This is a genomic window from Candidatus Omnitrophota bacterium (genome assembly GCA_003598025.1).
Taxonomy (GTDB): domain Bacteria; phylum Omnitrophota; class Gorgyraeia; order Gygaellales; family Profunditerraquicolaceae; genus Profunditerraquicola.
The window spans coordinates 135,278-159,200 of the sequence record QZKH01000003.1 but is presented as its reverse complement, the minus strand read 5'-3'; the positions used below and the strand labels follow the sequence as shown (position 1 = coordinate 159,200).

General features: G+C 39.4%; 32 protein-coding genes. 17 read left to right on the top strand and 15 right to left on the bottom strand.

All coding sequences use genetic code 11. The annotated features are described in order from the left end of the window. Positions 1-147 precede the first annotated feature (147 nt). The 16 genes from C4533_03140 to C4533_03065 all read left to right on the top strand — a co-directional run bounded on the left by C4533_03140 (position 148) and on the right by C4533_03065 (position 10,180). Positions 148-546, top strand: coding sequence for a PilZ domain-containing protein (locus C4533_03140; GenBank protein RJP28800.1), 399 nt, complete (start codon positions 148-150; stop codon positions 544-546). A gap of 16 nt (positions 547-562) precedes the next feature. Next, positions 563-745 carry a hypothetical protein gene (locus tag C4533_03135; protein RJP28799.1) on the top strand — a complete coding sequence of 61 codons (183 nt, stop codon included), beginning with the start codon at positions 563-565 and terminating at the stop codon, positions 743-745. Continuing rightward, positions 745-1,107: a PilZ domain-containing protein gene (locus C4533_03130; GenBank protein ID RJP28798.1), complete on the top strand. Its 363-nt coding sequence runs from the start codon at positions 745-747 to the stop codon at positions 1,105-1,107. Before C4533_03135 ends, C4533_03130 begins: the two co-directional genes overlap by 1 nt. A 20-nt stretch (positions 1,108-1,127) precedes the next feature. Beyond that, positions 1,128-1,652 carry a DUF4416 family protein gene (locus C4533_03125; protein RJP28797.1) on the top strand — a complete coding sequence of 175 codons (525 nt, stop codon included), beginning with the start codon at positions 1,128-1,130 and terminating at the stop codon, positions 1,650-1,652. Next, positions 1,645-2,613 carry a radical SAM protein gene (locus C4533_03120; protein ID RJP28796.1) on the top strand — a complete coding sequence of 323 codons (969 nt, stop codon included), beginning with the start codon at positions 1,645-1,647 and terminating at the stop codon, positions 2,611-2,613. The genes C4533_03125 and C4533_03120 overlap by 8 nt, the downstream gene beginning before the upstream one ends. Then, on the top strand, positions 2,597-3,109 hold the full coding sequence (locus C4533_03115; GenBank protein ID RJP28795.1) for a DUF2062 domain-containing protein: 513 nt from the start codon (positions 2,597-2,599) through the stop codon (positions 3,107-3,109). The genes C4533_03120 and C4533_03115 overlap by 17 nt, the downstream gene beginning before the upstream one ends. Before the next feature lie 53 nt (positions 3,110-3,162). Continuing rightward, a complete protein-coding gene (locus C4533_03110) occupies positions 3,163-3,480 on the top strand; it encodes a TRL-like protein family (protein RJP28794.1) in 318 nt (105 codons plus the stop codon). A gap of 150 nt (positions 3,481-3,630) precedes the next feature. After that, entirely contained in the window at positions 3,631-4,605 is a 975-nt protein-coding gene (locus tag C4533_03105; GenBank protein RJP28793.1) for a bifunctional oligoribonuclease/PAP phosphatase NrnA, read from the top strand. 10 nt (positions 4,606-4,615) lie between these two features. Then, positions 4,616-5,254, top strand: a complete 639-nt coding sequence (locus tag C4533_03100) for a DUF502 domain-containing protein (GenBank protein RJP28792.1) — start codon at positions 4,616-4,618, stop codon at positions 5,252-5,254. Next, positions 5,238-5,654, top strand: coding sequence for a YjbQ family protein (locus C4533_03095; GenBank protein RJP28791.1), 417 nt, complete (start codon positions 5,238-5,240; stop codon positions 5,652-5,654). The genes C4533_03100 and C4533_03095 overlap by 17 nt, the downstream gene beginning before the upstream one ends. A 211-nt stretch (positions 5,655-5,865) precedes the next feature. Beyond that, a complete protein-coding gene (locus C4533_03090; GenBank protein ID RJP28790.1) occupies positions 5,866-6,684 on the top strand; it encodes a hypothetical protein in 819 nt (272 codons plus the stop codon). Continuing rightward, positions 6,671-6,910, top strand: a complete 240-nt coding sequence (locus tag C4533_03085) for a hypothetical protein (protein RJP28789.1) — start codon at positions 6,671-6,673, stop codon at positions 6,908-6,910. Before C4533_03090 ends, C4533_03085 begins: the two co-directional genes overlap by 14 nt. Before the next feature lie 25 nt (positions 6,911-6,935). Beyond that, on the top strand, positions 6,936-7,616 hold the full coding sequence (locus C4533_03080; GenBank protein ID RJP28788.1) for a class I SAM-dependent methyltransferase: 681 nt from the start codon (positions 6,936-6,938) through the stop codon (positions 7,614-7,616). 220 nt (positions 7,617-7,836) lie between these two features. Beyond that, positions 7,837-8,442: a transcriptional repressor LexA gene (gene lexA, locus C4533_03075; protein RJP28787.1), complete on the top strand. Its 606-nt coding sequence runs from the start codon at positions 7,837-7,839 to the stop codon at positions 8,440-8,442. Between the two features lie 171 nt (positions 8,443-8,613). Continuing rightward, positions 8,614-8,934: a hypothetical protein gene (locus tag C4533_03070; GenBank protein ID RJP28786.1), complete on the top strand. Its 321-nt coding sequence runs from the start codon at positions 8,614-8,616 to the stop codon at positions 8,932-8,934. A 97-nt stretch (positions 8,935-9,031) separates the two neighbouring features. Further along, complete coding sequence (locus tag C4533_03065; GenBank protein ID RJP28785.1) at positions 9,032-10,180, top strand: DNA polymerase IV; 1,149 nt, start codon at positions 9,032-9,034, stop codon at positions 10,178-10,180. A 281-nt stretch (positions 10,181-10,461) separates the two neighbouring features. Here C4533_03065 and C4533_03060 read toward each other — a convergent pair whose 3' ends face one another. Beyond that, positions 10,462-10,821 (bottom strand): DUF134 domain-containing protein, encoded by a 360-nt coding sequence (locus tag C4533_03060; protein ID RJP28784.1) that lies wholly within the window; start codon positions 10,819-10,821, stop codon positions 10,462-10,464. A gap of 166 nt (positions 10,822-10,987) precedes the next feature. Here C4533_03060 and rpoN point away from each other — a divergent pair, with 166 nt between their 5' ends. Next, positions 10,988-12,325 (top strand): RNA polymerase sigma-54 factor, encoded by a 1,338-nt coding sequence (gene rpoN / locus C4533_03055; GenBank protein ID RJP28783.1) that lies wholly within the window; start codon positions 10,988-10,990, stop codon positions 12,323-12,325. A gap of 123 nt (positions 12,326-12,448) precedes the next feature. Here rpoN and C4533_03050 read toward each other — a convergent pair whose 3' ends face one another. The 14 genes from C4533_03050 to C4533_02985 form a co-directional block, all read right to left on the bottom strand. Then, positions 12,449-13,444 (bottom strand): GAF domain-containing protein, encoded by a 996-nt coding sequence (locus tag C4533_03050; GenBank protein ID RJP28782.1) that lies wholly within the window; start codon positions 13,442-13,444, stop codon positions 12,449-12,451. Further along, the gene (locus C4533_03045) at positions 13,428-14,834 is read right to left on the bottom strand and encodes a sigma-54-dependent Fis family transcriptional regulator (protein RJP28781.1); all 1,407 of its coding nucleotides are present in this window, start codon (positions 14,832-14,834) and stop codon (positions 13,428-13,430) included. Before C4533_03045 ends, C4533_03050 begins: the two co-directional genes overlap by 17 nt. Next, a complete protein-coding gene (locus C4533_03040; protein ID RJP28780.1) occupies positions 14,827-16,035 on the bottom strand; it encodes a GAF domain-containing protein in 1,209 nt (402 codons plus the stop codon). The genes C4533_03045 and C4533_03040 overlap by 8 nt, the downstream gene beginning before the upstream one ends. Beyond that, the gene (locus tag C4533_03035) at positions 16,022-16,876 is read right to left on the bottom strand and encodes a hypothetical protein (GenBank protein RJP28779.1); all 855 of its coding nucleotides are present in this window, start codon (positions 16,874-16,876) and stop codon (positions 16,022-16,024) included. Before C4533_03035 ends, C4533_03040 begins: the two co-directional genes overlap by 14 nt. Next, a complete protein-coding gene (locus C4533_03030; protein RJP28778.1) occupies positions 16,873-17,751 on the bottom strand; it encodes a hypothetical protein in 879 nt (292 codons plus the stop codon). Before C4533_03030 ends, C4533_03035 begins: the two co-directional genes overlap by 4 nt. 117 nt (positions 17,752-17,868) lie before the next feature. Next, on the bottom strand, positions 17,869-18,141 hold the full coding sequence (locus C4533_03025) for a PEP-CTERM sorting domain-containing protein (GenBank protein RJP28777.1): 273 nt from the start codon (positions 18,139-18,141) through the stop codon (positions 17,869-17,871). A gap of 118 nt (positions 18,142-18,259) precedes the next feature. Next, the gene (locus tag C4533_03020) at positions 18,260-18,916 is read right to left on the bottom strand and encodes a DUF4114 domain-containing protein (GenBank protein ID RJP28776.1); all 657 of its coding nucleotides are present in this window, start codon (positions 18,914-18,916) and stop codon (positions 18,260-18,262) included. 31 nt (positions 18,917-18,947) lie between these two features. Then, complete coding sequence (locus C4533_03015) at positions 18,948-19,556, bottom strand: PEP-CTERM sorting domain-containing protein (GenBank protein RJP28775.1); 609 nt, start codon at positions 19,554-19,556, stop codon at positions 18,948-18,950. 13 nt (positions 19,557-19,569) lie between these two features. Next, positions 19,570-20,274 (bottom strand): PEP-CTERM sorting domain-containing protein, encoded by a 705-nt coding sequence (locus C4533_03010; protein ID RJP28774.1) that lies wholly within the window; start codon positions 20,272-20,274, stop codon positions 19,570-19,572. Beyond that, entirely contained in the window at positions 20,268-20,903 is a 636-nt protein-coding gene (locus C4533_03005; GenBank protein ID RJP28773.1) for a PEP-CTERM sorting domain-containing protein, read from the bottom strand. The genes C4533_03010 and C4533_03005 overlap by 7 nt, the downstream gene beginning before the upstream one ends. A gap of 1 nt (position 20,904) precedes the next feature. Further along, a complete protein-coding gene (locus C4533_03000; protein ID RJP28772.1) occupies positions 20,905-21,780 on the bottom strand; it encodes a PEP-CTERM sorting domain-containing protein in 876 nt (291 codons plus the stop codon). Between the two features lie 323 nt (positions 21,781-22,103). Further along, complete coding sequence (epsI, locus tag C4533_02995) at positions 22,104-22,724, bottom strand: EpsI family protein (GenBank protein RJP28771.1); 621 nt, start codon at positions 22,722-22,724, stop codon at positions 22,104-22,106. Then, positions 22,721-23,569: an exosortase/archaeosortase family protein gene (locus tag C4533_02990; protein RJP28770.1), complete on the bottom strand. Its 849-nt coding sequence runs from the start codon at positions 23,567-23,569 to the stop codon at positions 22,721-22,723. Before C4533_02990 ends, epsI begins: the two co-directional genes overlap by 4 nt. Next, on the bottom strand, positions 23,530-23,910 hold the full coding sequence (locus C4533_02985) for a hypothetical protein (protein ID RJP28769.1): 381 nt from the start codon (positions 23,908-23,910) through the stop codon (positions 23,530-23,532). The genes C4533_02990 and C4533_02985 overlap by 40 nt, the downstream gene beginning before the upstream one ends. Between the last annotated feature and the right edge of the window lie 13 nt (positions 23,911-23,923).

Here is a 23,923-nt window from a genome sequence, read left to right as displayed (position 1 = left end):
ACACCTCAATGTAATTATAGCAGAAATTAAAAAAAAGTAAATCAGGTTTAGTTCAAGGTTGATAGTTCAAGGTTCATAGCACAGCTGTATGTCTATGAACTCTGAACCATGAACAATGAACTAAACTATTGACATACCATCACTTATATGATATATTTTTGCTTAATAAGAGGAAAAGCCACGGTTCCTCCAAACATAAAAATGGAGACTGTTAAAATTAATAAGAGGCAATTTCCTCGCATTGATCTTAATGCTCCCTTGAAATTCGCAATAAGAGGTTCTCCCCGCATTTATACTGCAACTTTAAAAGATATAAGCGCGGGGGGCATACGCTTTTTAAGCGACAGGTTTATTGCGCCTTCTTCGAACCTAATGCTGGAGACCAGGATATTATCAAGCGCGATCAATCCGGTAGGAAGAGTTGCCTGGTCTAACCCTATACCACATTCAAATAATTACAACGTAGGGGTGGAATTTCAGGAAATAGAATTAAAACAAAGGAATTTTATCAAGGATTTCATACAACTAGAAACAGTTATAGCTTAAAAGAAAGGTAAAAGAAATGGCAGCAGAAGCAAATACCCAGGAAGCGCCCGCAGTTGAAAAACAAACTAACTGTTTAGGCTGCGGAAAACCGATTAAAAAAATAAGGCGTTATTACCGCGACGGAAAATATTACTGCACAAAGAAATGCTGGAAAAAGTATTTAGCGAAATCAAAAGAAAAAGGCAATAAAGCTGAATAATGAATAAAACAGGCAAAGAAAGAAGGCAATACCCGCGCGTTACGGCAACATTACCGTTTAGAGTCATTGCAAACGGTTATGATTTTGCTACCAGTACTGAAAACGTAAGCTGTATAGGCGCATATTGCCACGTTGATAAATATATCCCTCCATTTACTAAAGTGGCCGTAGATATATCCCTGCCCCCAGGAAATAAACGGCTTAAGAAGAATGCTCCTCTTAAATGCACCGGGGTTATAGTCAGGACAGAAGACGACACTAATGGCGGTTTTAAAATCGCTATTTTCTTCAATGACATAAAAGATGAGCAGAAGAAAAAGATTTCAGAGTACCTAAGCCATTTCTATTCAAACCCTTCATAACCAAACCTTCTAATTGTCAAATGGGCAAGACTGCGCCAGCGAATCCGGTAAAAATGTTTACTGGTATTCTTTACAAAAATGTCAACGACTTTGACTGCCTTCGCAAAATATTAATTTCCAAATTCGGTAAAATCGATTATGCAAGCTCTGCCCTTAAATTTGATTATACGGATTACTACGAGGAAGAGATGGGTGATGGGCTTTTAAGAGTATTCTTTAGTTTTAAAAGGTTGATAAAACCGAACGAGCTGGCAAAAATAAAAATACTGACAAATAAAATTGAACATAAATTCTCTACCCTGGGTAAAAGAAGAGTTAATGTAGACCCTGGATATCTTACCCTGGCAAAAGTGATCCTGGCCTCAACTAAAGACTTCAGCCACCGGATATATCTGGATAAAGGCATTTTCGCAGAATTAACCCTGCAATATATCAATAAGACATTCATGCCATTGCCATGGACTTACCCTGATTACAGGACAACTGAATATGCTCAAATATTTAAAGACATGAGAAGTATTTTATCCGGCCAATCTTATGTTTAAGCATAAAAACTTAGATAAGAAATCTTTAATAGACAAAGCTTGCCGGCATGCTTACCGGTTGTTAGGATCATGCTCAATTTGTCCGCGTATATGCAAAGTTAACAGATGCAAGGATCAGAAGGGCTTCTGTAAAACCGGATTATCGGCATTAGTCCATAGCTATCTGCCTCATTACGGCGAAGAGCCTCCCATATCAGGCGATAGAGGCTCAGGGACAGTATTTTTTTCCCGATGTAACTTACAATGTGTATATTGCCAAAATTATAAATTCAGCCAAAATGAAAGCGGTAAACCTGTTACGCCCGGGGATCTTGCCGAGTTTATGTTAAAATTACAGACACTTGGCTGCCACAACATAAATCTTGTGACCCCGACTCATGTAATGCCCCAAATCCTTATGGCCTTAAATATAGCGGTAGATAACGGCCTGAATATCCCTATAATCTATAATACCAGCGGATATGAGTTACCTGAGATGATAGAATTGCTCGACGGAATTATTGATATTTACTTAACCGATATGCGTTACGGAGATGATTCCCAAGCATCGAAATATTCCAACGCAAGAAATTATACTCATTATAACAGGGAATCGCTTAAGGAGATGTTCAGGCAAGTAGGAAACGTAGAATTAGATTCAGCAGGAATAATAAAAAAAGGGGTAATCGTAAGGCACCTTGTTCTTCCGGACAACATATCCGGCACCGAAGAAGTCATGCGTTTTATAAGTAAAGATGTGTCCTCTGAATTATTTGTAAGCCTCATGAGCCAATATACTCCTTGCTATAAAGCAAATGAATATGTAGAATTGTCAAAAGGCCTCAGCCCAGAAGAATATGTATACGCAGAAGAGATCATGCATAAATACGGATTACATAATGGCTGGATCCAGGAAAACTCAAGTAGCCAAGAATTCCTGGGAACAAACATAGAGTCAATTGATAATGGACAATCAAAATAACAAGAGCAAAGAAAAAAGAAGCTTACTGGATCTATGGCAGGCATTATATAGTAAAATATTTAAAATAAATGATTCGCCGGAAAAAATCGCCCTTGGGCTGGGAATAGGGGTGTTTGCCGGGTTAACACCGACCATAGGCCCGTTAACTGCTATTTTTATTGCAGTTATCTTAAGGGCAAACCGCGCAAGCGCACTGTTAGGAGTACTGCTTACCAATACATGGTTAAGCCTTTTAACTTTTATTCTCTCCATAAAAGTCGGGGCGGCACTTCTCGGATTACAATGGGAAAATATTTATTATGACTGGGTCTATTTTCTAAAGACTTTCCATTTAGCAGATTTGTTTAAGATGTCCATTATAAAAATAGCCATACCTGTAGTAATAGGCTATCTTATAATGGCATTGGCCCTTGGCATTATAACCTATTTTATTACTCTCATAATACTAAAATTAAACCGTTATTTAACACAAAAAAAAGCGGGAAAAAATATATAAAAATGCTTTTATTTTAAGTTTTTTGTATTAGAATTAATAGGAAGGAGGTGCATATGAAAAAAGGGTTGATAATTATGGTAGTAGTAATATTTTCAGCCTCATTGTTGGCTGGCTGCGCCAGCGTTTTACCCACTGGTATACTTTATACCGAGGTAAAAGCTCCTGTTGCTACAGGTGTTGACGTTGGTTCGTACAGCAAGGTCGGTACTTCCAAAGCTACATCAATATTAGGATTGGTAGCCACAGGTGATGCCAGTATCAAGGCGGCTATGGCAAATGGCAGGATCACCAAGATAAAATATGTTGATTACGACGCAAAGAATATCCTAGGTGTTTACGGAGAGTATACGACAACCGTATACGGGGATTAATCTGTATTAGGAAAAAAGAGCTGCCTGATTATAAAACAGGCAGCTCTTTTTTTGTTCTCGTTGTTTCCTGATAGACAAGCCCTAAACCCTGCAATTTTATACCCCTATATTTTAATTGAAAAAAATAGTTTATTAGACTAAAATAAGATCATGACTAGCTTTAACGTAATAACAGATTACAGAAGAGTAAAAGACGCGATCTTAAGGTCGAGTAATATTGCTATAGCCAGCCATATTAACCCGGATGGAGACTCAATAGGCTCTCTTCTGGCCCTGGGTTTAGGGATAGAGAAGCTTGGTAAAAAAGTCCATCTCATTAGCTCTGATGGCGTCCCCAAGCGTTACCGTTCATTGCCCGGGGCATCGCGTATTAAAAATAAAATAAACGAACAGCCTGATTTGGCGATTGCGGTAGACTGCAGCAATAAAGAAATATTAGGAAAAACATATGGGCGAAGTTTTAGGTCGGCAAAAGAAGTCCTTGAGATTGACCATCATGAATTCAGGCGCCCATTTGGGACAATTGCGCTTATTGATAAAAAATCCGCCGCCGTAGGAGAATTAATATACCAGCTGCTCAAAAAATTAAGAGTAGGAATCACCAAAGATATCGCCCACAACTTGCTTACTTCCATAATCGTAGAAACCAATTCCTTCAGGCTGCCTACGGTAAAACCCCTTACTTTTGAGATTTGTACTGACCTCATAAAGAAAAACGTAGATTTCCATAAATTAGCCGAAACAGTTTATTGGTCACGGACCCGCCAATCAGTAATATTAAGCGGCATATGCATGAAAAGATGCAAGTTCCTTAAAAACGGCAGCCTTGCATGGTCAATAATCAGGAAGAAAGATTTTGAGATGGTTGACGGCAGCGATGAAGACGTAGATACTGTCGCCGATGAGATCCGCTCAATACAGGAAGTCGAAATCGCGATTTTGTTCCGTGAGAAAAACAAAAAGCACCTGCGCGTTAGCCTGCGCTCAAAAGGCAGGCTGAATATAGCCTCAATTGCCGAGAAATATGGGGGAGGGGGGCATTTCGATATAGCAGGCTGCTACATACCTAATAACATAAAGTATATTAAAGACGTGATCAGTATGGCCAGGCATATACTTGGCTAAAGTTTAAACTATGCTAAAAAGGATAAAGAACTACTTCTTCGCAGGCCTTTTAATAACTCTTCCGCTATTTTTAACCATTTATATAATTCTGGCTTTATTCCATTTCATTGATAATACTACCGGTAAATATATAAGCAACTATTTAAATAATACCTTCGGAATATATATACCCGGATTGGGCATACTTATATTTATTGCAATCGTAACGTTCGCTGGCTTCTTAAGCAAAATATTTATAGGCAAGCTTTTTATCCGCGCTTTCGGAAGAATAATAAAAAGGTTCCCGCTAATCAACCAGATTTATCCTGCAATAAAAATGATCACTGAATTCATGTTCTCCTCCAAGAAGGAGAAGTTTAAGAAGACCGTTTTGGTCGAATACCCGAAAAAAGGCACATGGATGATTGGATTTATTACAAACGATGGCATGGATGAAGCGGATAATAAAATCGGCCCTGATTTAATAGGTATCTATATACCGTTTTCTCCTAACCCTACATCCGGGTTCTATGCATTAATCCCTAGAGCCGAAGTCGTGAACACGGACATATCTATAAAAGATGCTATGCAGCTTATTATTTCCGGAGGAATAATAAACCCTAAACATCATAAAAAAGAAACGCCCCCTGAAGATGAAAAGCTACAGTGAGCATCTTTTGTTTAATACTCCTGAACGCATCGCATTCATAAATATCACTCCCCAAATAGAATCTGCCCTTAAAAAAAGTAAAATTCAGGAAGGCTTTTGCCTTGTCAACGCAATGCATATCACTTCAAGCGTATTTATTAATGACGATGAAGAGGGCCTGCACAAAGATTTTTCCTCATGGCTTGAGAAGCTTGCTCCTCATGATCCATCCAGATATAATCATAACCTGACAGGTGAAGATAATGCCGATGCCCATTTAAAAAGAACAATTATGGGTAGAGAGATAGTCATTGCGGTAACCAAAGGGAAACTCGATTTTGGCCCCTGGGAACAGGCATTTTATGGGGAGTTTGACGGAAAAAGAAAGAAAAGGGTATTAATAAAGATAATAGGGGAGTAGGTTAGTTCATAGCTGATGGTTCATAGTTCATAGAAATAGATAAAGTATCTGGTCACAAAGACACAAAGTCACAAAGACACAAATATTGCGTTATGCGTATTGCGTACGGCGTATCGAGAATCTAGTATCTAGAATCGAGCATCTATTAGTTTACAGACCACGGTCCACAGACCACAGCTTGCTGAACGCTGATGACTGAAAGCTGATAATAATGAAAACATACCTTAAACCAATTATTTACACACTGGTATTTGCGTTAATCTTAATTTACCCTGTTAAAGTCCTTGCGGCAAAAGAAACCAAAAGTATCCCCTTGCATTTCTTCGCAGTGCACTGCGAGCCGACAACAGCATTTAACAGGATGTTTGAGACTTTGTGTTCGTTTGTACAACTTGCTGATACTTATAAGATAAAATTAACCATTGAATTTACTCCTCAATGGGCAAACATGATATTATCAGATAAACAAAAATTATCACGTTTGCGTTCCTGGCAAAACAATGGCCACGAAATTGCAGGACACCACCATCCGGCAACGCATAAGTATACTTGGGATGGCTATAGTGATGATAAAAACAAATTTAACGATCCAAGATTCAAAGGCACCATGCAAGATTATGCTGATATATTAAACCGGCTTGCTTACCCTTTAAAAATCAATACGCTTGGTAACCCGGATATTAATGACTGGGTACAGGGGGTGCCTTATAGGACAGAAGGCTTTGTAGCAAATAATGCGGTAAGCGCGCCAGTAAAAAGCATTATAAAGGGAACAACGGTCTATACCTTAGGATACGGATTCTTAGGAGGCAAAATTAACCTGGTAAAATTAAAAAAGATCTATAACGCCTTTAAAGGTGATCAAGTCTTTGGAGTAGTAACTCATGTTTTTAATTTTGATGAGAATCCCGGGGTTATTGAAGAATGGTTTAAATTTATCAGTGAAAATGACCCTCAGGGCAAGAATAACCTGACTGTTAGCCAAATAATGAATAATAAATTAAAAAGGAGAATTGATGCGGAAAATTAATTTTGTTTTGATTATGTTTTTTTCTTTTCTATTCATCCTAAATACAAACGATATCGTATTGGCAAAAAACAAACAAAAGTCTTCAAAGAAATGCAAAGGAGCCAGGATTGAAGTGACTTGCCCGAAAGCCAAAGTCATCAAGAACCCTAATAAAGCAAAATACACAAAAGAACAAATCCAAAAGAAGATAGAAGAGAATAATAAAGGGTATATATACAAAAAGTAAGTAAGAGTAGGTTTGTTCATGGTTCATGGTTCATGGTTCATGGTTCATGGTTCATGGTTCATGGGCTTACAATAAGGATATTTTGATAAAAAACATTGAGACTCATACTTTTAACACCGATCCTCACAGCCCGCATAGCATCATTCTTGGGCTTATGCCCACAGATACAGCCGTACTTGATGTAGGGTGTAATTCCGGTTATATAGGTAAATGGCTTATCAAAAACAAAAACTGTGTCGTAGACGGAATAGATATAGAAGAATGTCTGCTTAGCAAAGCTAAAGAGAACGGCTACAGAAATACCTATAGAATAGACCTATCGAGCAATACTTTTTCATTACCTGGCTTCAAATACGATCAGATACTATTTGTGGATATACTAGAGCACTTACCCGAGCCCTCCAGGGTGCTGAATAAATTTATCAAAGAGAACCTTAAAAATAAAGGCAAAATAATAATTTCTATACCGAACATAGCCAGAATAGAATACAGATTAAGGCATTTATTCGGAAATTTTGACTACGATAATGGTATAATGCACAGCCAGCACCTTAGGTTCTTTACCATGAAAACCGCAATACGGATGATAGAGCAATCCGGATGTAAAATAATTAAAATTATCCCCACAGGCCTTGGCCACAGGCTAAATATCCTAACCAAGCTAACCGCCTTTCAATTTATCTTCATCTGCACCCACTGTTATTAATCAGCAGGGGAGGTCCGTTTCTCCCACTCATCACAGAAGTGCCCCCAGCGGGGGCAACTCTATGGTCAGCGGGAGAAACGGACCTAAAAGGCTTGACATCCACACAAATGTGTGGTATAGATTGGTTTGTAGTTCATGGCTGCCTGCCGGTAGACAGGGTTGATAGATCATAGCTGACAGCTGACGACTGAAAGCTAATAGCTGATTAAGGAGGTTGACAATGCTAACGAATGACTTAACTACAAAACAACAGAAAGTGCTGGAGTTTATAAAAAACAGGATAGAGGAACAAAATATTCCTCCGACAATAAGGGAGATCGCGGCTGAATTCGGGTTTAGCTCAACCGGTACAGTACGTGACTATTTGAACGCATTGCAAAATAAAGGCTATTTAAAACGCGCCAGTTACAAATCCCGCCATATAGACCTGGCAAAAAGCAACATTAATAAGATACCGATTATAGGCACGATTGCCGCAGGAAGCCCCAGCTTAGCTTATGAAGATATCCAGGGATACGTTGACCCTTATGACTTATACTTAGGAAGGCTTAGTTATAATGATGTGTTTGCCTTAAAAGTCAAAGGCGACAGCATGGTTGATGCCGGCATACTTGAAGATGACATTGCTATCATCAAAAAACAACCGCTTGCGCATAACAATGATATAATCGCAGCATTACTTGATAATAATGAGGTAACACTAAAGATATTCAAGAATACAGGCAGCCATATTTATCTTGAGCCGGCTAATGTAAACTATCAGCCAATCCGCAAGAATTTCAGCGTAATTGGCAAGCTAATCAGCTTACTAAGGAAATATCGGTGAACAAAGATATTCAATCCTTGATCCTAGATTCTTAATACTAGATTCTCGATACGCCGTACGCAATACGCATAACGCAATATTTGTGACCTTGTGACCTTGTGGCTAGATACTTTATCTATCTCCATGAACTATGAACCATGAACTAATATATACTAGATACACAATACTAATATGGCTCTACAACAAAGCTTTAATCCAAAAGCCCGGTGGGACAGGCATATTCCCGAAACATCAGCAGAACACCAGGAAGAACCGGATATTCTAAACGAAAAAATACAGGTCCTTGCCTGGTTTAAAGGCGCAAAGCTGATACCACGGATTTTTATTTGGAAAAATAAAAGTTATAAAATTAAGAAAATAACCTATAACTGGCAGGAACGCCAAGGCAAAGAGATAATAATAAAATTCTCCATAAGCACACAAGCTAACCTATATCAAATCTCTTTCAATAATACAACGTTGGGATGGAGGTTAGAAAAAGTAATAGAATAATAGGCCTGTTCATAGTTCATGGTTCTTGGTTCATAGAAAACTCCATACCCATTAACAATGCACTATGAACAATGAACTATCAACAATGAACTAATCCATGATTCTCCACATCGATATGGATGCGTTTTTTGCATCTATTGAGCAAGCAATCAACCCAAGGCTAAAAGGCAAACCGCTAATAGTAGGCTCAAGAGGCAATAAATTATATACCGTAGTCTGCGCTGCAAGCTATGAAGCCAAAGCCCTTGGCATACACTCCGGAATGCCTACCAAAGATGCATTTCAGATATGCCCAAAAGCAGAATTTGTGGCAGCTGATCAGGGTAAATATATCTGGACCTCGCAACAGATCTACGGGATGCTTAAAGACTACAGCCTTGAGGCTGCTTACGCTTCAATTGATGAATTCCGTTTAGATATAGGCCAGGAAAATGCGCCCCTTGAACTGGCAAAAGATATTCAGGCAAGAATATATGCAAACTTTAACATAACCGCTTCAATAGGCATAGCGAAGAATTCCTTACTAGCAAAACTAGCTTCTAAAATAAACAAACCAAACGGAATATGCCTGCTTACAGAAACAAACTTAAGAGAAGTATTAGGTAAGACTCCGGTTGCTAAAATCGCAGGAGTAGGCCCAAAAACAGAGCTTCTTTTTACAACCTTGGGCATAAAGACATGCCTTGACCTGCACCAAAAAACAGCCAGATTCCTTAAAGAAACGCTGGGTAAATACGGCCTGAATTTATATGCATCTTTACATGCAACCGAACACCTTGAGTCAACAAACGAAGAAGAAAAACCCAAATCAATAAGCCATTCTTACACATTTCCCAGGACATCAGAAACCATGGGGTTTATCAAGGCCTGGTTAAGGCTGCTTTCAGAGATGGTATCAGAAAGGCTAAGGAGCCAAAACTTGGTTTCTAACACCATAAAGCTTTGGCTTAACGGCCCGCAAATGGGCAATTTTTGCGCCCAAAATACCATTACCCAGGAGACTGATGATGGTTACGAGATCTACTCAAATACCCTGAAAATACTGGCTAAAACAGGCCTAAAAAGGCCAAAAATAAGGGCTATTGGGGTAAGCTGCAGCAACCTAAAAATTAAATTATACCCCCCTTTACTTATTGAGCAGAAAAAGAGGGGAGACCTCTTAGAGACATTAGATAATATAAACAACCGCTATGGCGAAGGTTCAATATACCCGGCAATAGTAATAAAGACAAGGAAAATGGCCTAATGTAATCTAAATAAGACTAAGTAAGAGGAAATAAGGATAATTAAGATCCTGCAAAAGATACGTATCTGGATGTCAGAGTAAAAAAGATAAAGTAAACATGAGTAAAAGGAAAATCGGTTATCCACATGAAAAACAATATTATTATAACTATTTGCGCCTAAACATAGTTACAGCATTTACGCAATATGCTAAAGTTAACATAAGATATATTATAGGAAGTTAATATATAAGGCAATTTAAGGCTTTTTTGGTTATTAAGACCATTCCTTGCGGCCCACTTTTCAAGTTAATTTATTAATTTCCTGGGATTCCTGAAGCTGGCTGGAGGTATTTTTCTTATTAGAAACAAGCGCGTAGAACCCGCCTTGTATTTTTATGATTTTGCCGTTAGTAATACTATCTGCTATCTTTATCCGGGCCTTTCTCAAGATACGGCTGAATGTCTGCTGGGAAACCTTCATTGACTGGGCAGCCTCTTTTTGCGGCTTATTAAGCCTGTCAGAAAGCCTTATAGCCTCAAATTCATCCATAGTAAGGCATACTTCATCAGGCCTCCCAGGCTTGCCTCTGGGGCTAAATTGGGATATCCTTGGATCCTGTCGTATAATCCGGTATTTCTTTGGCCTGCCTTTAGGTTTCATTAGATTTACTTGCTTTTACCAGTATTTTACTCAAACTTACTTACTTTTAACGCCCATGTTATTATGAGTATATACTCATTAGTCTTAATTATATTGCCCGATTTTGTGCTTGTCAAGGCAATTTAAATTGAAGTATTTTGTATTAATATGTTATACTTATCATGCTATGATGCAAACAAAACAACGCACAGAATTACGCAGATTATTGGTACCAGCGCTTTCCAATTCTTTAAACGTTTTAGCGCTGCCCCTGAGCGAAATTGAAGGCCTTATTGAAAAGGAGCTGGAATCAAATCCTGCCCTTGAAGAAAAGCCTTCTTATAGCGCCTCTGGCGGATCTTTAGCCAAGGGTTTCCGGCCAGCCTCTCCCCTATCGCTTAAAAAATTTACTGATGAAGACGTCAAATTCCAGCTTGAATCTGTCACTAAGAAAACCTCCTTGCAGGATTGCCTGCTTAGGCAATTAGGGATATTTGTTTCTGATGATGGTGACTTCAGGATTGGTGAAGAAATCATAGGCAATATTGATGAAAACGGCTACCTAAAAGCCAGCTTTGATGAGATAGCCTCCTCCTGCGCTGTCCCTGCCGGGACTGTTGAGCGCATCTTAAAGATAATACACGAATTTGAGCCTGCTGGCGTGGGAGCGCGCTCTGTGAAAGAGTGCCTTCTTATACAGCTTGACCAAAATAGCGATACAAATCCTATACTAAGAGAAATTGTTGAAAAACACCTGGATAACGTAGCAAAAAAGAATTTTAAAGTAATCGCAAAAGACCTGAATCAGGACCCTGGTTTAATTGAAGAACTTGCGCATAAAATCCTTAGGCTTGACCCTAAACCCGGAAGAAACTATTCCACAGAAGAAGATCAAAGGATCAGGCCGGATGCAAGAATCGAAATTCATAGTGATGATATAGAGGTAATAATAAATGATGAAAGCCTGCCTAAAATTGATATAAACAAAGAATACAAAGCAATGCTTAAGGATAAAAGCCTTGACCCTAATTTAAGAAAATTCATAACCGAAAAGATTAAAGCCGCTAATGATATACTCAGGGCTATCTCAAAGAGAAAATCGACATTAAAGCTGATTTTGGAAGTAATAGCAGATATTCAATGCGAGGCTATAAAAAATGAAGAATTTTCTCTGCTAAAACCGCTTACATTTAAAGAAGTGGCGCAAAGAATCAATATGCACGAAACTACTGTCTGCCGGGCCATAATGAACAAATATGTAAAAACACCCTGGTCAATGGTTGCAATCAAAGATTTTTTCCCAAGCAAAGTCTTTGATACCAATGGCCAGTCAGTCTCATGCAACCAGGCAAAAAAATTAATTAAAGATTGTATTGATATTGAGGATAAATCCCACCCATTAAGCGACAAGCAGATTGCTGAGCTTATCCATAAAAATTCCAATATAAAGGTATCCAGGAGGACTGTAACAAAATACAGGCAGGACTTAAAGATACTTTCTACGGTATTTAGAAGGAAACGCTAGCCCCCTTCCCTATCATTCTACGATTAAGCTTTCAGTCATCAGCTGTCAGCCGTCAGCGTTGACTCGATCCTAGATTCTAGATGCTCGATTCTAGATACTTTATCTATCTCTATGAACTGTGAACTAATTTATAGCTATCGTGGCAAGATCTATCAGGTTTTTGACTAAATTTGCCTTATCCATGTCAAACCTGACCCCTGAATCCCTAAAAGCAGCTAAATTCATAACGCCCTGCACCTTCTCCCTGCTCTTAATGGGTATAATCATAGAAGAACCAAGCTGCGGGCGCTGTAACAAACCTCTTAACCTGTCATTTTGAATCTTATCATCAATTACAAGCGGCTTGCCGCTTTCAGCGACAATACCGGATATACCATGCCCAAGGCTGACCCTTGTTTTTCTTACAACATCTTCAGAAAGGCCTTTAGCAGCCTCTATAGTGAATTCGTTAGTATCAGCATTAAGCATCATCACAGAACCAATATCTGCCTGACTTACCTGAGAAGCGACTTCAAGTAAAGCATCAAGCAGATTAGGCGACCTTAAGGGATTTACAGAAAGCGCTTCATTCTTGAATTTCTCGTATGACAGATTCAAGCTGTATTCTGCCACGTTCTTTATTACTTCAATCATGGACTGCGCCGCAAAGAATGATGTAACTTTGATTTCAATAAATGCATTCCAGAATTTCTCAAATTCAATATTAAGCTCTTCGGCAACTTTGCGGTATTCATCTTTGGGCTTGCGCATAACCAAAACAAGCGGGCCTACAAGCACATATCCGACTACTTTGCCATCAATACGCAACGGGGCAATAAAATTTCGCAAATCTGCCCTGCATAAGAAAGTAAGGTTTTTATCAACATGTGCCTTTCCGCCAAGGAAACTCGGTAGGCACAATCCGCATATTTCATCTTTTATTTTTATGTCTTTTATTAATTCCCTGCAAAGGCGGGGCTCTGAACTGGGGGTAGTTAACGGTTTACCATTAACATCAAGAGTGCGAATCGTTACATTTGTAATAGCCGAAAAATTATCCTGTATTACCTGCCACTCCTTTAGATTTATGAGGTCTTCAAACGACAGCCTATGCCATCTGGGGTTATTGTTCTCTGCCATTATTCTTGAGTAAACCAAGTTTGCCCATCTTTTTATAAAGAGTAGTCCGATTAATACCCAACGCTTTTGCTGCCTCGGTCCTGTTCCAGTTTACCGTATTTAAGGTATTAATTATTAATTCTTTTTCAGGGGCTATTAACGCATCTTTAAGCTTCAGGCAGCCGCTCTTATCTACAGCCGCTGATTCGCTTGAGAATTTTTGTTTTTGCAGGAAATCCGGCAGGTCGTGGTGACTTATAACCGGACCCTTACACAGTATGATCGTCCTCTCAATGACATTTTCAAGCTCCCTGATATTCCCCGGCCAGCTATATTCAATCAATAAAGACAATGCTTTATCAGATATGTCGTCTATTTTTTTATTTATACTCTTTGAATGCTTGCTTATGAAAGTCTTGACCAAAAGCGGTATATCTAACTTACGCAGCCTTAGCGGAGGCACTTCTATAGAAATTATGTTTAAGCGGTAATACAGGTCCTTCCTGAATTTGCCCTGTTCGATTAATTGTTCCAGGCTCTGATTCGTAGCAGCTATTATCCTTACATCCACTTTTATTGTCTTATTATCCCCTACCCTTTCTAAGTCTCCTTCTTGCAACACGCGCAATAACTTGACCTGAAGCACAGGGGAAAAAGCGTCTATCTCATCCAGAAAAATAGTGCCGCCGTCTGCCAGCTCAAAACGACCCATTTTATCTTTTATGGCCCCGGTGAACGCCCCTTTTACATGCCCGAATAATTCACTCTCAAGTAGAGTATCGGTAAGCGCCCCACAGCTTACCTCAACGAAAGGCTTCTTTTTCTCCTGGGTGGTACAATTATGTATGGCATGCGCAATCAGCCTTTTACCGGTGCCGCTTTCTCCGTGTATCAAAACAGTGGCCCTGGTATTAGATACTGCTTCTATAAGATTATAGATTTTTTGCATCTTTTCGTCTTTACCTACTATATCAAGAAAGACCTCGCGCTCTTTAACTGATAATTGCTCTTTAAGCCTTAAGTTTTCTTCTTTGATCCTGCACTGGTCAAGATAGCGCTTGATAATTATTTTTATCTCGCTGTCAACTATCGGTTTGGTTACGTAATCATATGCGCCGTGCCTCATCGCCTCCACTGCCCCGTCAATAGTCCCATATCCGGTCATCAGGATAACTGCGGCATCGTATCTTAAGCTCTTTAAGCTCTTTAATAACTGCATCCCATCCATCTCCGGCATCTTCATATCAGATATTATGATATCAACCGTATAATCTTTTAAAAGGTTCAGCGCCTCACTGCCGTTGCAGGCAGTACTCACTGCATAGCCTGAGACCGTAAGCATCTCAGAAAGAGAACGTCTAACCAAAGGCTCATCATCAATAATAAGTATATGCCCGTGATTATTATGCATTCTTGGTGTATTTTCTGTTTATTGTAACGGTAAAATTTGAGCCGTCTCCGACAGCGCTGGATACATCGATCTTTCCTTCATATTTATTTATAATCTCCCTGCAGATCGACAGCCCCAGGCCCGTACCTTTACCGACAGGTTTAGTGGTAAAAAAAGGCTCAAAAATATGCCCCAATATTTCGGAAGGGATACCGGTACCTGAATCTTTAAAACCGATCTTGACGGTATCATTATGCAGCTCAGTAGAAATCTCTATTATTCCGACTGCCTGAATTGAATCCAGGGCATTCTTTATTAGATTAGAAAAAACGTGCTGCAAACCGAAATCAACCACTTTAATGGAACCGGCATTGAATTTCTTCTTTATCTGGATATTGCCGTTCATGATTTTCTCAGCGTAAACTTTTAGAGGCTCATCCAGCATATCATTTAAATAAACATATTCTCTTGTCTTTAATGAATCTACGTTGACGATATGTGAAAATTCGTATAATGATTTTGTAATTTTAGCTATACGGCTTAAACCATTCTTTACTTCTAAAAGGTATTCCTTGCTTACTGAATTGTTCTCTATCTGCTCAATAAGGATATTTGTGAACCTGATTATCCCGTCAAGGGGATTATTGATTTCATGCACAACTCCCGCAGCAAGCTTGCCTACAGAGGCGTATTTAGTAAGCAGTTCTTTTTCTTTGCCTAAACATTCTTTCTCGGACTTTAATTCACTGCAGCTATCGCTTGCCTCAAGAAGCATGACTGCATATTTTACTATTGCTACGGCAAATTTAAGATCACTCTCGCTGAATGGCTCTTTATTCGATTTATCGGCAATATTTATCAGGCCGATCAAACCTTTGGAAGTTATTATCGGTATTGACATAAATGACGCTGTCTTATAATGCTTGTACCCATTGCTTCTAAAGCGCGCGTCTGCTTTGATGTTCTTGACCAGCACCGGCTTATTGATATCTGCGACCTTTCCTGAAACACCCTCACCTACCCTTTTCTTAAGACCTTTAATACGAAGGTTGCATGAATTCAGGAAAGAATCAAGGATAAGCTCCTTATGCCCGGCATCAAAAATAAAAAGGGAGCCGCATTCAGCAGAAAGAGCATACATAACATCCTTGAGCACCTCTTCAAGGAAACTCTTGAACTTTAAATCCAGGGATGAATTTAAGATTTGATTACTTTGCGGCATTCTTCTCGATTTCTTTCAGTAAATTATTTGCAACCTTGATAAGCCTGCTCCTGGGGTAACGCTTGGTAAACTCGGCCAGGATTTCTTTTGCTTTGGGGAGATTCTTCAGTTGAGTCGCGTATATCAAAGCCTTGTTTAAAGTTGCTGTCTCTACTGCAGATTGCGCCTTTGGATTATCTTTATAATTCTTTATTATAGAGTCATAAGCAGAAACTACCGCATTCCAATCCTTTAATTCCATATAACAGTTGGTCATAAGGAAATACGCATTAATAGCGATTCTGGGGTCGGTATTATCCTGTATAAGCGTTTTATAATGCGCTACTGCCTCCATATACGCTTCATTCATGCTCTCAGGCTGGAATTTTGCCTTATAATGCCTGGCAATATAAATAGGAAGCTCAAATCCGGCGCGTGAATAAGGGTATTTTTCGTAAACCTTCTTATATTCATTGACAGCCAGGCCCCACTTATTCTCCATTTCATATGAATTCCCGTATAAAGCCATCGCCTCGGAAACGATTACCGGGCTGTTGCTGTATTTTTTCATTATAGCGCTTAGTTGTTCTCTTGCCTTGTCAAAATCCTCTTTTGCCGCATAAAGCCTGGCAATAGTAAAGTCGGCATCAATAGCAAGGTTAGTACCGGGATATTTATTTGCGAATCCATTAAACTTCTTGACTACCTGCTCAATCTGCCTTGGGGGAGTTGAATGCGGATTGCCAAATATATCCCCTGCCTGCTTCTGCAAACCCCAGTAACGTTTCTCTATAGCGTACCTATCCGAACAACCCAGAACCACAAAAGCTAAAGCCAATATCAATAATATTCTATTTTTCATTTTTTGTCCTTATCAGATAAAAACAAAATAGTAGTCCCGATTGTTACCAATGGGTCGATTAAGAGAGTCGCTATGGCTATACCTAAGAGAGAAACAAGCAGTATGAATTCAGGGAAAACATTAAAGACCAGGAATTTTGTATTGTAATTAAGCACGATAACCGGGCCGTAAATAACCATCGGCAAACCGACAAGGAGCAAGGTCGCGAAAAACTTCTTTTTAAATAATTTGAATGAAGATATTACGGAAGGAATGATCTTCTTTTTCTCTATAAGAAGGAAAGGTATAGCATAGGCAAAACCTGACTGTATAAACAAGGCGATGAGAAAACTTATTATTGATAATATCGGCCCAAGCCAAGCTCTTGTGCCTATAAATAAAAGTTTAGTATGGCCGCCTGCAAAATATTTAATCAGGCCTATGGTTAGAAGCTTGGTAAGAAAATAAAAAGAAAGCGTTATCACAAAAACAATAAAAAAAAGCGAGATGTAATTCTTTGATGCGGATTTAAAAGATTGCTTAAGATATGATCTCTTATTACCTATTGCCTCTAAAACCGAAAGCACAACAGTCCCGCTTACCAATGAACCGATAAATATTGATAAAAACATCCTTGATAGCGAAACAAGTTTGGGCATCAGGAAGAAATTAGCCGGATAATGCAGAAAAGCTTCGCCCCAAAAGGTCCTCACCCATGGCCCGAAAACCCTGACAAAGGGGTCTCTGGGTATAATAAAGATGAAAATTAAGGCTGCTAGTTCAAAATAAGCGAAATAAATAAAGGGCAGAATGAGCTGACGATGCTCTTTTAGGGTGGAAAAAAGCGTTTTATATACTTTTATTACTGGTTTTATACCGTTTTCCTTTGAGTTCATTATTTTTTGGGGGTTAATCAAGAACCTCAAAGAGAGGTAGTATAGTATAACCTTCTGACGGCTTTTTGTCAAGGACAAAAAATCTTATTTTTCTAAGAGTTAGGTAAAAACGCGGGATTATTTCTTACCTTTTTTCCAAGCCTTTGCCCTGGCATAAACAGCCATTCCAAGGAGACCGCTTGAGAGTAAGAGTAGGCTGCTGGGTTCGGGATTATGGGTCAGGGCTAAAGAGGCTCCATCAACAACTCCGGAATCTAAAACACCAGCTGATGCTCCGGCAGAGCTGCCGCCAAAAATAGAGCTCAATAAACCTCCCCCTCCATCGCTCCCTCCACAACCAGCGACAAAAGACATTAGAGATAAGGTTGTTAATTTCTTGCTTAATCTCATATTTTCCTTTAGAGTTAAATAAAAGGGGTAAACCTTACGATTTACCCCCTTATTTTTACATTTTCGAAAATGCACACCTATAAGGGGGCATTTATAGAATTATCGGTAAAGAAAAAACTTAGGCCTTTTTTCTCTTTAAACCTAACAATCCTAAAGCGCCCATCCCTAATAACAACATACTTGTAGGCTCGGGAGTTGCGAATATGTTATAAGTCTCAAAAACAAAGTCATTATAATCCCAGTCTGCACCGGCTGACCTGTCTTCAAACCCTATCAAGAATTTCTTCGGATCCGGAGTGCTTAAAACCAGAAAATGATATTTTCCGTCAGCATTTAATGACTTCTCGGAGTAAAACTTTCCGGCTGAAGTCAACCCCCACATTCCGAATTCTTCAGTCCCTGTAACTGTGTAAAACGTAATTACGGGAGGAGCATATAGCGCACTTCCACCTGCAAGATTAACTAAGGCTGGATCCAAATCATGGTCACCGCCGCTGTCGTAATATCTTAAAGTAACCGGTGCGCTTGCATACCTTGCCACCAGCCCGACAGTCCCGGAATTTGACTTGTATTTTCCGCCGCCTATAGCCAGATCAACTTCAAGAGCTTCAAGCTGATCATTATTGGTAAAACCAGTACTATACATAGCATTGTAGATTTCAAACATCTTTAGTTCTCCAGAACCTGTTGCCATACCAAGGTCTATCAATGCTGCGTAAGAAACTACGCTTACTCCCAATATTAACGCTGCAGTTAAAAATAGCAACTTCTTCATTTGTTTCACCTCCTTCTTAATATATTTAAATCTATTTCTTCCTTTTAATAAGACCTAAGCCTAACAATCCTAAGCCGAACAAAGACATTGTTGCCGGCTCAGGCACAGCAGAGGTCGCCAAAAAATTGGCATCAAATAAAGCTAAACTGCTAAGCCCATTATCTCCGACATTGCGTACACCAAATTCCAGCGTATAGCTCCCGGCTGTTGGCGCTTCCCAATTCCATTGCTGCCAATTTGTATATCCATAATTACCAACCTGGGAAATATCCCTGCTCCATACAGTAGAGTTACCGATTTTTACGTATGCATCATCATTGTAAGGCAGGTAGTCACCTGCATCAAAAGCAGCCCAGCCGGAAAGTTTAGCACCCTGCTGCAAACTCAAAGACTGGTTCACTATTGAATAGGCACCTGTGCCCAATCCGCTTGTAAGCTTTAAAAAATAATCACCTTCCACGGGAGAATATGCAATGTCTCCTGAATACGAATTAACTGTAGCTGCCAAAATGCCGGAATTATTTGACCATCCAGAAAGGTCGCCTGTTTCAAAACCTCCGTTTATTAACGCTGCGTGCGCGCTGATAAAAGACAATAAAGAAATACACATAACCGCAACCAATAACTTGACCCGAAACATATCCTCTCCTTTCCTATTTCTTCCTGCGTATTATTAAACCGAGTAATCCTAAGCCGAACAAAGATAACGATGCAGGCTCAGGGGTTGTTATTGAAAATATCCCGCCTATGTAATCATTGGCGCATGTTGCACCGCCATAGAAAAAACCTAAATCTCCGCTGTAACCGTTAGGTAAGAAATCATTCATATCAATAACTGTGCTTATTTTGTAATGCGGGTTGCTGCCGCCTAAATCATTCCAGGTAACTGCAGCATCGCCAAGTTCGGCATCAATATCCTTTATACTGACTAATTCTCCGTGATGCCAGATGAAACCATTACCCGGCCGGTCATAGCCTGAAATGTACCAATCCGAAACTGAATAAAGCTTACCTTGTATTAAGCCGTCGTGATTACGGAATGCCACACCATAGTCATATGTCCCGTCATTATTTACATCCAGCGCCAGGTCAGCAGGCATTGTATGCCATGAACCTACAGAATATCCTGAAGAAGAGTAATTTGAATAGATATCAAAGGTAAGATTGTTTCCTGCTTTTGTTACGTCAACTTTATATAATTCAAACGCTATATTGCCTATCCTGTCCCCTGCTGCGCTGTAAAGCGTGGTTGCGCTGGAATAAGGGTCAAGATAAGTAACCGTATAAGCGTAAATATCCGCGCTTATCGCGATCGTCAATACCAGAATAGCTAAAACTATACTTATTAACTTTAGCATTTACGCCTTCTTGAGAAAAGCAAACCCATCATGCCTAAGCCAAGCAATGATAATGTTGCCGGTTCAGGTACGGTATTGGTCAATTCAATATACAACGGAGGATCCCAGGTTACATCATGGGAATTGGGATTATCCACCAATAAAAGATCGCCGTTATTCTTCACTTTATAACCGTATGCGTCAAAATGCACGATAGGAGAACCCTCTGTTTCTATTGATATATCAAATTCAATATACTCTTCTGCGGCAAGGTTCCCGATATAATAATCATAGAAATATGTATCGTCGCCGAAAACTCCGTGCGAATCCGTGATATACGGATGATCTCCGGAAGTATCAAAATCACTATCATCAAGCCCGTCTCCGTCTATATCAATAGATAACCCATCTTTTGTGCTTTCTTTCAAAGCGATAACGAGATAAACATCCTCAATATCATCTTGAGTAAAAGTGTTTGTAATCCTGAGAGTAAAATCACCCGGGCCGGTTATCCAGCTATCCGTAAACCACGGGTCAGGATTGCTGTTAATATAAATTGAAGGTGTAGCATCAAGCCAAAGAGAAGCATCAGCCTGATTAAAAATAAAGAGTGAAATCAATAAGACAAATACAAATATTAATTTTTTCATTTTACCTTGCTCCTTTTCCTGTTAACATCACAAGCACTGTCCCTGCCATTATTCTTAAATCAGCGGCAAGGCACATTCTCTTGATGTATAACAAATCAATTTTAATTTTCTTTTTAACGTCTTCTAAAGTCTCGTCATATTTATGCCAAACCTGCGCCAAACCCGTGATACCAGGCTTAACGGAGAGCCTTTTTTCGTAATCAACGATTAAGGTTTTTAATTCCCTTACCAACTCTGGCCTTTCAGGGCGCGGCCCTACAATACTCATCTCTCCTTTTAGGACATTGATTAACTGCGGGACTTCATCAATATGAGTTTTCCTGAGAAGCTTTCCGACAGGCGTAATCCTGGGGTCATTTTTTCTTGCCCACACGGCGCCTGTGCCTTTTTCAGCGTTAACATACATTGTCCTTAATTTATAAATACGGAATATTTGCCCGCCCTTGCCTACCCTATCCTGCCTGTAGATAAACGGCCCGGATGAAGTCAATTTTATCAACAGGGCTGCAAAAGCCATAACAGGCAAAGCAAACACAGCAGCCACAAAAGCTAAGATGATATCAGCAAGCCTCTTAAAACGTTCATAACTCTTTCTTGCAAACCTGACAAGCATGCCGGTCAGGCCGCTTAAAAGCAAAAACATACTGCTTGGTTCAGGCGCGCGGGCTTTATTGGGGGTTCGCTGGTTAGGTTCTTGTGCAGAGTAACCGCTATTCAGGCTTGAATCTTCAACGATAGATGGATGCTCAACATAAGTCACTGCAAAAATATTTTTTATGCTGAAAACCGGCTCAAATGCCAACAACATGCCGGAAATAAACAGGATCGCCGCCAACAGGCTGAATTTTGAAATTTTGTTTTTATTTTTCGCTTTCATCAGATTTTAAGTACTAGGGACAACCGAGATGGGTGTTGGAGGGTATTACCCTACAAAATCTTACCTAGTATATATATTTATAGCAAGATTCATGCCATAAACAGAAAAATTAAAAACTTTTTTAAAATTTTTATATATATGCATTATAAGGAGTTATGATGATATCCCAACCTTGCCTTCTGCTAACCATTGCCTAATAAATGTGCAAATATAAGGCTATGTTTACATCCTGCAACATAATAATGCCGTGCTTAGCGCATGTATTTAACTACTTGATTATCAAAGGGATAGATAAGCCCGAAGAGTATATTATTTTCAACAATTTATTTAAAAAAGTTACTAACTGAAGGCTCAATATCACGAGTAAAGGCTTTTAATGTATTTAAAGCTTTCCCCTCCTGCCCGGGAGTAAAATCAGCCGAAAGCCTTATGAGCGCATTCGGTGTCTGTTTCCCCACAGCCCTATTCAAAACAACCCTTAATTGCTGTAGTAAATATTTATGTGTATTAAAGGCGCCTGCCTGAAACCAATAAGCAACCAACTGACGATGGTCTGCTTTTTCAATTATTAACTTTACGGCTTTTATTTTATCTGTCAGTTGAACTGTTGATTTATCAACAACAGTTACTCCGCTGCCCATATAACAAATCTCCGGAGGATGGCTGACCTTTCGGTTATCAAGAGAATAAATAAAATAAAAATACACCTTCTCCTGCGCAGCATTTGTATATTCCCTGACAAAAAGATTCCTCGTTTCAAGTATCTTATAATCGCGCTCGGATATTTCAAGGTCACGCGCAACCCATCCGTTGATTTCTTTCGGAAAAGTTGCGACTTTCGCATCCTCAGATTTGTCAAAACTCGATGGGAAATATGACACGATGCAGACTACCGACGTAAATAACAAAACGGCCGCAGCAATATAAAATGTTTTATTTTTCATTCCAGCACCTTCCCTATTAAGAGTAATGCAAAAAACGCGAATACAAAAACCACTACGCCCATAACTGTATGAAACAAACCTGCGGCTAATTTTGAGCCGTACATCTCGCTGGCAAGCGAAAGCGCGACTATCCTGATAACATTTCCGGCGATAGCAACGGGGACCGCGGAAACAAATAAGATATATTTTTTGATGACCGGCAGGCTGCTGTTATAAGCCATAAGCGCGCCCAATGCGATAAGCGCGATCAACGACCTTATCCCTGAGCAAGGGTCCTCGACAATTATATAGGAATTCATTGTTTTTATTACGCTTCCATCCCTTATCGCCGGCACACCTAACTTATTGATGATTACCGTCGAGAGCTGCGCAGCTAAAATCTTCAATTTAAAACTTAAATTAGCAATTGCAACCAACGGCAGAGGTATCATAAATATCAGGAATAATACGGGGAAAATAAGTTTTTTAAGGAACTCTTTGCCTAAGAAAATAAGTATCAGCCCGGATATGACAAGCAAAATGGAGAAACCCGAAGTAAAATAAACCCTCCATAAAGCGCTGATAATGTGGATAAGCGTACCTGCGGCAAAAACAATCCAGCCTTTTGCCAGCGGCTGAGGCTTTATCTTTGACAAAACAGGCCTTTTCTGCCAAACCAAGTATAAACTGATAAAAGGCACAAGAAAACCATGGCTATAATACGTATCCTTTGCCGTCCATCTTTCGACCATCCAGATTAAAGTCGGAATATACGAAATAATAATCAACCCGGCAATTACAGCCAGCCTGATAACAGATTCTTTATTTAAGCTTTGCGTAAATCCAAAGTTGCTGCCTTTTCCCATAGGACCCCCTGTTTATTGTTTAAGAAACGGTAAAAACCGATTACCGCAGCATAATTCATAATACAGAACATATACGGAACATCGAAAATTTTATTGCGGCGCTTTGAATATTTACCGAGTATAGCAAAGATATAAAACGCCTCCTGAGAAAATAAAAATAATCTATAAAACGGCTCGTTAAATAAAAAGGCGCTGGATAATAATAGCAGTGCCAGGAATAGCGGAATAATCAGCCTTAAAAATTTATGTGAAAAAAACTGCCAGGATATTTTGCCCCTGAATGGATTAAATAACTCTTTGAGGTAATAAAATAACTGGAAATTCCCTGCCAGTGTGCGCACCCTTCTGGAAAAT